Origin of the sequence: Duganella callida (assembly GCF_004614165.1) — a bacterium.
GTDB lineage: Bacteria > Pseudomonadota > Gammaproteobacteria > Burkholderiales > Burkholderiaceae_D > Rugamonas > Rugamonas callida.
In genome coordinates this window covers 60,792-70,798 of the sequence record NZ_SPVG01000233.1, presented here as the reverse complement: position 1 = coordinate 70,798, position 10,007 = coordinate 60,792, and the positions used below count along the sequence as shown (strand labels likewise).

Below are 10,007 nucleotides of genomic sequence, written 5' to 3'. Positions count from 1 at the left end.
GGCCCGCGCCGACCGTGCCTCCGCGGCGATCTGCTCCGCCTGCGCCGGCGTCATCGTCGCCGCCGACGGCAGAGCCACCGGCGGCGGCGCCGGATTCGGATCGCGCTGCAGCCAGATGGTGGCCAGCCGCACGTCCGGTTTGCCCGGTGCCCCCATCTCCACGTACAGGTGGACATAGTCGGCCTCCACCGGTCGGGTGGTGGTGACATGCAGATAAGTTTTCTGCCCTTGTCTGACCACCGACAGCTTGACGGTGGCGAGCGCCGGATTCATGATCACATTCGCACCGCGATAGACATCGGCCATCGCCAGCCGTGCCTGCACGCCCTGCGCCACCTCGTCCGGCGTCAGCGACACCAGGTCGATATCGGCCACCAACGGCTGGCCGATATACGAATGCGGCGCGATATCGCCCAGCTCGGCCGCCATCGCGGACCCAGCCAGCGCAGCACCGGCGCAGAGTAAAAAAAGTGGCTTGTGCAACATGCTCATCCCAAAAGTGTAACAGCTATAACGGCAGCTTTTCCCGGATTTGTAGCCCTCGGTCAATTTTTCCAATCTGCGCTACACTAATTCGATCACTCTCATCAAAGGATTCAACATGAGCACCCGCAGTGAACGTGACAGTTTCGGCCCGATCGATGTACCGGACGCCCAGTTGTGGGGCGCGCAGACCCAGCGTTCGCTGGAACACTTCCGCATCTCCACCGAGAAGATGCCGGTCGAGCTGGTCCATGCCCTGGCCAGCGTCAAGCGCGCCGCCGCCCGCGTCAACCTCGACCTGGGCCTGCTGCCCGGCCCCAAGGCCATTGCCATCACCCAGGCCGCCGACGAAGTGCTGGCCGACAAACATCCCGGCGAATTTCCGCTGGCCGTGTGGCAGACCGGCTCCGGCACCCAGTCCAATATGAACATGAACGAGGTGCTGGCCAACCGCGGCTCCGAGCTGATGGGCGGCGTGCGCGGCGAGAGCCGGTTGCTGCACCCGAATGACGATGTCAACAAGGGCCAGTCGTCCAACGACATCTTCCCGACCGCGATCCACGTGGCCGCCGCGCAGGCGCTGGCGCACAACGTGCTGCCGGCCCTGCACCAGCTGCGCAACAGCCTGCAGGCCAAGTCCGAGGCCTTCACCGATATCGTCAAGATCGGCCGCACCCACTTGCAGGACGCCACCCCGCTGACCCTGGGCCAGGAATTCTCCGGCTACGTCGCCCACCTGGATTTCGCCGAGCAGGCGATCAACAACGCCCTGCCCGGCGTGCTGGCGCTGGCCGCCGGCGGCACCGCTGTCGGCACCGGACTGAACGCGCATCCCGAATATGCGACCCGCATCGCGGCCGAACTCGCGCACGCGCTGCAGCTGCCGTTCCGCAGCGCCGACAACAAGTTCGCCGCGCTGGCCGGCCACGACGCCCTGCTGTTCGCCCACGGCGCGCTGAAAACCCTGGCCGCCGCGCTGATGAAGATCGCCAACGACGTGCGCTGGATGGCGTCCGGTCCGCGCTCCGGCCTGGGCGAAATCACCATCCCCGAGAACGAGCCGGGCAGCTCCATCATGCCGGGCAAGGTCAATCCGACCCAGTGCGAGGCGCTGACCATGCTGTCCTGCCAGGTGTTCGGCAACGATGTGGCAATCACCATGGGCGGCGCCTCCGGCAATTTCGAGCTGAACGTGTACAAGCCGATGATCGCGCACAATTTCCTGCAAAGTGCGCGCCTGCTGGCCGACGGCATGCGCAGCTTCGAGGAACATTGCGTGCATGGCATCGAGCCGAACCGCGGCCGCATCGAGGAACTGATGGAGCGCTCGCTGATGCTGGTAACGGCGCTGGCGCCGCACATCGGCTACGACAAGGCGGCATCGATCGCCAAGAAGGCACAGCATGAAGGCAGCACGCTGCAGGAAGCCGCGTTGGCGCTGGGCTACGTCACGGCCGAGCAGTTCGAGCAGTGGATCGTGCCGCTGGCCATGACCCGGCCGGGTGCCAAGGGCTGATCAGAAGCCGTAGGAGTAACGCACGCCGGTCAGCCAGTCCGGCGGCGCGTTGGCGTCGTGGCCGGGATTGACGCGCAGCATGATGGCGCCAGTCAGGCGGCCGCGGCTGCCATCGCGGCCGAAGAAGCGGGTGTAGCTCAATTCCGTGTCGCGCTCGGTGGCGGTCGGCCGCAGGTTCAGGGTCGGCACGCCGCTGTACGACGGCGCCGCCGCGTCGGCCTGCGCCGGCCCGCTGGCGTCGTAGGCGCTGCGCACCTTGGCCGGCATCGACCAGGTCAGCGCCAACCGGTCGCTGCTGGCAAAAATCCCGCGCCGCACATAGCCCATGCTGTACGCCATGGTGCGCACCGCCGATACCTGCGACAGCAGGCTGTCCGGGCTGCCGATGCCCTCGGTCTTGCCATAAGTGGCCATCGCCATCAGCGCGCTGCGCGCGGACAGCGCATAGCCCAGCGACAGCGAGGTGAAGGTGGTGGTCGGCCGCGTGTTGAGCATCATTGCCATACTGTGCTGTTCGCCGGGCGCCCCACCCGCTTCGCGCAGCAGGCCGAAGGTCAGGATGCCGGTGGCGCGGCCCAGCTTGCGGCTGAATTCCGCGCTGCTGAGGAAGCGCTTGCCGTGCTCGTTAAGCAGCGGTCCCAGCGGATCGAGCAGCGACTGGTTTTCCGGCAAGGCGCCAAAATGCAGCTGCGGCGCGCCGGCAAACGCGCTGTAGCGCCGCGCGCCCGCGCTCTGCAGACTGTCGGCCAGCGCCGACTGGCGGTCGCTGGCGTCAAACAGCAGCGCGGCGTTGGCGGCCGGTTTATCGTAGGGAAAGGTGGCCGCGAGCGGATCGGCCGCGACCGCGTCGCCGATCAGCCCCATGGTGGCCAATGCGAGTGTCAACTTGTTCATGGTTCCGCTCGCTTCGTTGATCCCGTGCCGCGACATGCGGCGCATGGAAACAGAATATCAACTTCTTTATCTCCCCGTAAACGGAATTCCACTCGCTTCATGCGGTACACTGCGCGCCTGTCGGAATGCCGCTACACTGCCGTATGGCAGAGCTGGGCCGATTTCACATGATGGCAACAGAGGATAAAATGCAGAAAGTAAGTTTCGAACTGAACGGGGAATTTGTCGAGCTGAATCAGCTTTTGAAGCTGGTTGGCCTGTGCGACAGCGGTGGCGCCGGCAAGATGATCGTGGCCAGCGGCGACGTCAAGGTCGATGGCAAGCAGGAGCTGCGCAAGACCGCGAAAATCCGCGCCGGCCAGCGCGTGACGCTGGGCGACGTGGTCATCACGGTGGAAGCCGCACAATAGCTCTTGCATTTTGGCAACAACGATATAAGCTGGAGGCTGGGCCGGGCGCGTTTGATGTCGCGCAATCCAGTCCGCCGGCTGGCCGTTATAGTGGGCCAGTGCATTGCCGGCTTTATCAACCAGTCACACCGAGGGAACGACGTCATGGACGGTCCTGAACCAGTCAGCCCCACCCAGGAACGATTGCTGGACGACTTGCGTCAGGTGATCGAGAACGCCGAGGAGCTGCTCAAGAATACCGTTCAGTATCACGGCGCACCTTATCAGGCCGCGCGCGACAAGCTGGCGCAGGCATTGCTGGCCGCCACCGAGGAATTGGCGCGCTTCGAAGATATCCAGATCGACCGCATGATCAAGCTGACCGAGGCCGCCGCGCGCCTGCACCAGGATCTGAGCGGCGAAGCACGGCTGTTACGCGCCTTCCACCGCGCCGGCTAATACCCCCTGCGCCAGCCACAGTTGCAGGCTGGCCGCCACGTCGAAGTTTTCATCGCGCCCAAAGGCCGCATCCAGCGCGGCGCCGAAGGTGCCGCCCGATGCCAGCACGGCCAGGGCGGCGTGCTGGGCCGCATTCAACGCCATCAGTTGCGGCTGCCAGCCTGGTCGCGTCACCAGCCCATGGCTGGCTGCCGCCATCTCAGCCGGAAACGCCGGACCGCACGGCTGATGCGCCAGCCATAGCGGCACAACCGCCCATTCCGAGGCCAGCAGGCAGGTGGCGGGGTGCAGCGCGAAACGGCATGCTTCCAGTCCGTCCGGCGCAATCGATGCGAGCCGTTGCGCATCCAGCGCCGGCGTCGAGGGTGCGTAATGCGCGCGGTGCAGTGCCCACTCCAGCGCCGCCATGTCGGGCAGATACGGTAAATCGGCAGCAGCCTCGAAACTGCGCAGAAAATCGGCGAAACCCGCGCCAAACCGATTCAAATCGGGATTATCGGCCGGAATGGCGCGGCCGTACGCGCGCGCCAGTCCGGCAAGAAATTCGTCGCCGACCAGCTCCCGCACAACCGGGTACGCGGAAGACAGCGTTTTTACCCATGTTGACGTCATATTGCCGCGATATAGCGCAAACCGGTGGTCTGCGTGAGCGGATTTGCATCGTCCGACTGCGGCAGACGTCTGCCCGGCATCAATTAGCGCGTCGGCGAATTGTTGTTGCAGCGCCGCCAGTTCCATGACACTGATACCGGCATCGCGCCGCCCCGTCAGGTGGGCTATGGCCGGCCCATGCGGTCGCGTACCGGTTTCGGCGTGGCGCGCATGCCGTTGCGCCGCCTGGCCGGCTTCGTCCAGCAACACATCCAAAGAAGGGATATCGGTGTCCCACTCGATCAGGGTCGGCACTGCGCCAAAGCGCCGCAACGCCGCTCCATACAAGTCCCATACCGGTGGCGCGACGCGGTCGCCATGATGATCGATCACCGCTTGCGGCGTTCGCAAATGTCCGGCGAGGTGCATTTCGCCCACCGAACCCGGCGCGATCGCCGCCATGGCAGCCAGCGCATCTTCGCCGTGATTGCACTGGTTGACGTACAAATTATTGATATCCAACAGCAACCCACAGCCTGTACGCGCCGCCAGCGCCGCCATGAATTCCGCCTCGGTCATCGAATCGGCGCGAAAACGGATGTAAGTTGAGACATTTTCCAGCAGAAGCTGCCTTTGCAGCAGCTCCTGCACGCGCTGAACGCGGTCGCACATCAACGCCAGCGCCGCGTCATCCAATGTCAGTGGCAGCAGATCGTTGAGTTGCCGGTCGGCCACCGCACCCCAGCACAGATGCTCGGACACCAGCGCCGGTTCGATACGCGCCGCCAGGTCGCGCACGCGTCGCAGGTGAGTTTCGGAAAAGCCGCGTGCCGAACCCAGTCCCAGCCCCACGCCATGCAGACTGATCGGATAGTCGCGGCGCAGCTGTTCCAGCACGTGCCAGTCCCAACCGCCTTGATCCAGATAGTTTTCGGTGTGCACCTCCAGCCAGCCGACGCGCGGCTTATGCTCGAGGAACTGCCGGTAATGCGGCGCCCGCAGGCCGACGCCGACACCCAGGCCCGGTCCGGCGGACGCCATCGCAGCTTACTTCTTCGGTGGCGTGGTCTTGCCGCCGACCTTTTCGCAGGTGCCCTTGGCCACCATCTTCCACTCGTCGGCGCCGTTGTCGGTCTTGGCCTGACCGGAGCAGGAATGGCCGCCCGTGGCGCAATCGTTCTGGCCGGCCTTGGCCACGCCGTAGCATTTTTCCTGCTCGGCGGCCGCGGCGGCGGTTCCGGCCTGGGCGGCGCAGACGGTTGCCAGCGCGGCGGCGATCAGAGCGTGACGTTTATTCATGGTATCTCCTCAGAAAAAGTGTAAGCACACGCAGCGTATCAGCAATAGCGCCGTTATGCACCTGTCGGAGAGGAGGAAATCAGTGCGCGCAAGCGCCGCGCACCGGCCGGCGCGCGCGAGAGGGCTGCGGCAATGGCCGCAGCGGGGGCATCAAGCCTTGGTATTGATGGTGTTGCCCAGATGGGAGGGCAGATTTGGCACAGGCGGAATCGCTTCAATCAGGGCCGAAGCGCTGGACGCCTGGATGTCCTGGGCTTTTTTCAACACTGCAATGCCAACCGCTTGCTTGGTGCCCGTATCGGCAATCGTTGTTGCAGTCTGGGCAATACCGGTCACGTCCATGTGAACCTCCATTAAGGCGTATCACCTCATTTACGACAGCGTCAGCAGGAACTTTAGGCTTTTTCTGAATTTTTTTTCAGATGTGTATTCAGCCAGGCCAGCACAGCCAGCGGCTGATTCAGGTCCAGCCAGGTCACGCTGGCGCGCAGACCGTCCGGACGCGGCTGATCGGACGCCACCGCAATCACGTGCTCGTCATCAGGATACAGCGGCGGCTTGCCCGCTTCCTGCCGGTAGACTTCCAGTTTATCGATAGGATATGACTTGAAGCCTTCCAACAACGTCAGATCGGCCGGCGACAGGCGCGACAGTTGCTCATCCAGCGACGGTTCCGGTGCGCCGCGCAGCTCCTTGATGATGGCGACGCGAAACGGCGACGCCACCATTACTTCGGCCGCGCCGGCCATGCGCAAACGGGCACTGTCCTTGCGGGGCGGTTCCAGTTCCAGATCGTGGTGGCTGTGCTTGATGACGTTGACCTTGCGCCCCTGCTGCGCCAGCTGGGCGATCAGAAATTCCAGCAGCGTGGTCTTGCCGCTGCCGGAGGTTCCCACCACGCCCAACACGGTGCGCGCCTGCGCGGGACTGACTTCATGCATTGTCTTGCCTTTCTACACCATCACATTGCCCGACATTATACGCAGCAAGATTTGACGGTGCAGCAGGCCGCTTATTCCTGCGGCTGGATGACCGGAGCGCGGTGGCCGCGGGCGCCGGCGAACAGTACCAGGCCCAGGCAGACCAGCGCCGTGGTCAGGCTGCCCGGCTCGGCCTGGGTCACCGCTTCGGCGGCGTGGGCACGCGGCACATAGAACGAGGCGGCGATGAGAAAAGGCAACAACTTCAGATGTTTCATGATATCTCCATGCAAGCTGACAATGATGGAAAAATATCATTTTTTCATTACATGCACGTTACAGTTCAATACGGGACGCGGTAGCGGTAGCCCTTGAAGCTGAATACCGCCTCCTTGGGTTGCAGCTTTTCCAGGAGCAGCCCGGGGGCGACTTCCTCGCCCTCGTGGCGCAAGACCTTGTCGATCAGCAGCACGCGATCGGCCGGATTTTTGGAATAGATATAGCCGCCCATCGCGATCGGGGGCACCGCGCGCTGGATGGGTTCGGGCAGGTCGCGCAAATTGGCCCGACACCTGAGGCTGATTCTCCACGTACGCCCCCAGCAGCGCGCGGTCGCACAGCAGATTGATACGCCGCGGCACGCCCTTGGTCAGCCTGTGCACCAGCCCCATCAGCTTGCGCGGAAACGGCGCGATCGCCGCCGCGCCGGCGACCGCCAGCCGGTGCTCGATATAGGTGCCGGTCTCGGCCTCGGACAGCGAGCCCAGGTGATAGCGCGCGATCACCCGCTGCGCCAGCTGTTCCAGCTCGGGCCGCGCCAGGATAGCGCGCAGCTCCGGCTGGCCGATCAGAATGATCTGCAACAGCTTGCGCTCACTGGTCTCCAGATTGGTCAGCAGACGCAACTGCTCCAGCACCTCGGCCGACAGGTTTTGCGCCTCATCGATGATCAGCACATTGTTGCGTCCCTGCGCGTGGCTGGCCAACAGATAGGCATTGATCGCATCCACATAGGTCTTGACGCTGACCGGCCCGGCGCCCTGCGGCGGCAGGTCGATGCCGAACTCGTCGCAGATCGACAGCAGCAATTCCTCCACCGACAGCTTGGGATTGAAGATATAGCCCAGCTTGCAATTCTCGGGGATCTGCTCCATGAAGCAGCGGCACACCGTGGTCTTGCCGGCGCCGATCTCGCCGGTCAGCAGCACGAAGCCGCCGCCGCTGCCGATGCCGTACAACAGATGCGCCAGCGCCTCGCGATGGCGCTCGCTCATGAACAGGTAACGCGGGTCGGGCGCGATGGAGAACGGCGACTGCTTCAGATTGAAAAATTGCGTGTACATGTAAGCCCTGGGGAATGCGCAGTCCCCTATTTTAGCTGCTGTCGCACCGGCGGCGGCGGCACCGGCGGCAGCGGCTTGTACTTCGCGCAATAAATCTTGGACCGCAGGTCGAAATACACGATGCGGCTGGCCGGCTTGGCCTCGCGTACCGGATAGGCCGAGGTATCGATCACCGCGTAATGCGTGCCGGTCTGCTCGATGATGGCCTTCTCCAGTTCCTCCGGCGTGGCCTCGGCCACCGCGCCGACAAAGATGAAGGTGCTGGTATCGTCGCTGACCATCACCTCGGGAATCGTCTTGCCCCACAGCGTGGCGCCGGCGGTGCGGAACCAGAACGCACCGCCCTCGTGCTTGTAGGCGGCGCCGAAATGCTTGAGCAGATAATTGTAGTAATAGATGTTATCGGTATGATCACGGCACAGCAGGCCGTTGCCGATGATGGTGCCGAAGGTGGTGGGCACCGATTGCGCCGCCGTCCAACCACAGGCAAGCGCCAGCATGGCGCCGCCCAAAACGAGACGCGCCCGCATTATGTCTTGGACAGCCAGGCCCGGTTGGCGCTGATGCGCGCCTTGGCCGTGGCCGGCAGGGCTTCGTAGCAGCCTGGATATTGTTTCAAGGCATGCTCCCTGATTTCCTTGTGCTGACCGTTAATCAAAAAAAGATACAGTACCGCACCGTCGGGCGTATTTTTCGTCCCCATGTACTTGATCATGTGCGCTCCCTTTAGCTGCGCAAGCGTTTTCCGGCGACCTATCCTGTGCGTCCATTATGACACCACACTTGCGCGCCACGCCACACAAACGTTTCAGACCCGTTTTTTTGCAGCTGATCCCATCAATCCGCAGCTCCATCCCACGGCGGACGACAGGCGGCGGGGTTTGTCATATCGTCCAGGTATTGCGACTCCTCCACCACTTCCATAAAGAGACCAAGATGAAGCAGCCTTCCGCCTTCGCCACCGCGGCCCTGCTGGCCGTGCTGGCCACGGGCGCCAGCCACGCCGGCGCCTCGCAAGATGACAGCTACGGCAGCGAGACGCGCAGCGTCGCCGCCTTCAGCAAGATCAACCTGATCGGCCCCTTCCACGTGATCGTCACCAACGACGCCGGCAAGGACAGCGTCGAATTGAGCGGCCTCAAGCGACGCATGGCCGAGATTGAGACCAGCGTCAGCGGCGACACCCTGACCGTGCGCCAGCCGCGCGGCAAGGAGGGCTGGAGCTTCAACTTCAGCTGGGGCAAGGACAAGAAGCCGCTGACCGTGCGCATCAACGCCGCCCAGCTGAACAGCCTGCGCAACGCCGGCAGCGGCGACGTCGAGCTGCAGCACTTCCAGGGCCGGCAATTGACGCTGATTTCCGACGGCCCCGGCGACCTGACCGCCAGCGGCAAAGTCGAGGATCTGACGGTGACCGCCAACGGCCCCGGCGACCTCGACCTGCGCGCCCTGCACAGCGGCAACCTGAACCTGCAAATGAGCGGACCGGGCGACGTCAGCGCCAGCGGCGTCAGCAGCGACCTCAACCTGGTGGTCAACGGCCCCGGCGACCTCGACATCACCGACATCCACGCCGGCCGCGTGAATGCCTCGCTGCACGGGCCAGGCTCGGTGGACCTGCAGGGCAGCGCGCGCGAAATCCGGGCCGAAGTCAGCGGCTCGGGCGACCTGTCGGCCTGCGGCCTGCAGGCGGAAGCGGCCAGCGCCATCCTGCACGGGCCCGGCGACGCCTGCCTGGCCGGCGCCATCAAAAAGCTCGACGCCGAAGTCCATGGCAGCGGCGACCTGACGGTGAAGGGCCTGCAGGCGCAAAGCGTGCGGGCCAGCCTGAGCGGTCCGGGCAACATGACCCTGAGCGGCACCACCGGCAGCCTCAGCGCGCTGATCAGCGGTCCGGGCGACCTCGACGCGCGCCAGCTGTGCACGCGCCAGAGCGAGGTCACCGTGCGCGGTCCCGGCAATGCCACCGTCGCCATTGCCGACAACGCCAACTACACCGCCTCCCACCTCGTCACCTACCGCCGCTGAGCCTGGAGTGCCGCCTGCGTTACAAAGTGGCATGCAAAAACCACACATCCCGCCTCGGCGGGATTTTTTGTTTTTTGCCAGTAAA

Annotated in this window: 13 protein-coding genes and 1 pseudogene; 4 read left to right on the top strand and 10 right to left on the bottom strand. The window is 64.2% G+C overall.

From position 1 onward, the window contains the following. Positions 1–429: type IV pilus assembly protein FimV (locus E4L98_RS23580; protein ID WP_371857279.1), on the bottom strand; the 429-nt coding region annotated here is incomplete at its 3' end. Positions 430–601: 172 nt separating this feature from the next. Between E4L98_RS23580 and fumC the strand changes: the two genes are divergently transcribed. Beyond that, the gene (gene fumC / locus E4L98_RS23575; protein ID WP_135203973.1) at positions 602–1,999 is read left to right on the top strand and encodes a class II fumarate hydratase; all 1,398 of its coding nucleotides are present in this window, start codon (positions 602–604) and stop codon (positions 1,997–1,999) included. On the opposite strand, the gene E4L98_RS23570 is transcribed toward fumC, so the two are convergent. Beyond that, positions 2,000–2,893 (bottom strand): hypothetical protein, encoded by an 894-nt coding sequence (locus tag E4L98_RS23570; RefSeq protein ID WP_135203972.1) that lies wholly within the window; start codon positions 2,891–2,893, stop codon positions 2,000–2,002. Between the two features lie 188 nt (positions 2,894–3,081). Between E4L98_RS23570 and E4L98_RS23565 the strand changes: the two genes are divergently transcribed. Next, positions 3,082–3,303: an RNA-binding S4 domain-containing protein gene (locus E4L98_RS23565; RefSeq protein ID WP_135203971.1), complete on the top strand. Its 222-nt coding sequence runs from the start codon at positions 3,082–3,084 to the stop codon at positions 3,301–3,303. A 144-nt stretch (positions 3,304–3,447) separates the two neighbouring features. Next, positions 3,448–3,741, top strand: a complete 294-nt coding sequence (locus E4L98_RS23560) for a DUF883 domain-containing protein (RefSeq protein WP_135203970.1) — start codon at positions 3,448–3,450, stop codon at positions 3,739–3,741. On the opposite strand, the gene bufB is transcribed toward E4L98_RS23560, so the two are convergent. From bufB to E4L98_RS23515, 8 genes and pseudogenes are all read right to left on the bottom strand, one after another. Next, positions 3,715–5,373, bottom strand: coding sequence for an MNIO family bufferin maturase (gene bufB, locus E4L98_RS23555; RefSeq protein WP_135203969.1), 1,659 nt, complete (start codon positions 5,371–5,373; stop codon positions 3,715–3,717). The genes E4L98_RS23560 and bufB overlap by 27 nt on opposite strands. A 6-nt stretch (positions 5,374–5,379) precedes the next feature. Then, positions 5,380–5,631, bottom strand: coding sequence for a BufA1 family periplasmic bufferin-type metallophore (locus tag E4L98_RS23550; protein WP_135203968.1), 252 nt, complete (start codon positions 5,629–5,631; stop codon positions 5,380–5,382). Between the two features lie 150 nt (positions 5,632–5,781). Beyond that, positions 5,782–5,973 (bottom strand): YjfB family protein, encoded by a 192-nt coding sequence (locus E4L98_RS23545; RefSeq protein WP_135203967.1) that lies wholly within the window; start codon positions 5,971–5,973, stop codon positions 5,782–5,784. A 53-nt stretch (positions 5,974–6,026) separates the two neighbouring features. After that, a complete protein-coding gene (mobB, locus tag E4L98_RS23540) occupies positions 6,027–6,572 on the bottom strand; it encodes a molybdopterin-guanine dinucleotide biosynthesis protein B (protein ID WP_135203966.1) in 546 nt (181 codons plus the stop codon). Positions 6,573–6,643: 71 nt separating this feature from the next. Beyond that, positions 6,644–6,829: a hypothetical protein gene (locus E4L98_RS23535; RefSeq protein WP_135203965.1), complete on the bottom strand. Its 186-nt coding sequence runs from the start codon at positions 6,827–6,829 to the stop codon at positions 6,644–6,646. Between the two features lie 267 nt (positions 6,830–7,096). Next, a pseudogene (locus E4L98_RS23525) lies at positions 7,097–7,894 on the bottom strand (ExeA family protein); the annotation flags it as partial. A 26-nt stretch (positions 7,895–7,920) separates the two neighbouring features. Further along, entirely contained in the window at positions 7,921–8,394 is a 474-nt protein-coding gene (locus E4L98_RS23520; RefSeq protein WP_229257536.1) for a hypothetical protein, read from the bottom strand. A 29-nt stretch (positions 8,395–8,423) separates the two neighbouring features. Further along, a complete protein-coding gene (locus E4L98_RS23515; RefSeq protein WP_135203963.1) occupies positions 8,424–8,609 on the bottom strand; it encodes a hypothetical protein in 186 nt (61 codons plus the stop codon). 221 nt (positions 8,610–8,830) lie between these two features. Between E4L98_RS23515 and E4L98_RS23510 the strand changes: the two genes are divergently transcribed. Then, complete coding sequence (locus E4L98_RS23510) at positions 8,831–9,922, top strand: GIN domain-containing protein (protein ID WP_135203962.1); 1,092 nt, start codon at positions 8,831–8,833, stop codon at positions 9,920–9,922. Positions 9,923–10,007 lie beyond the last annotated feature (85 nt).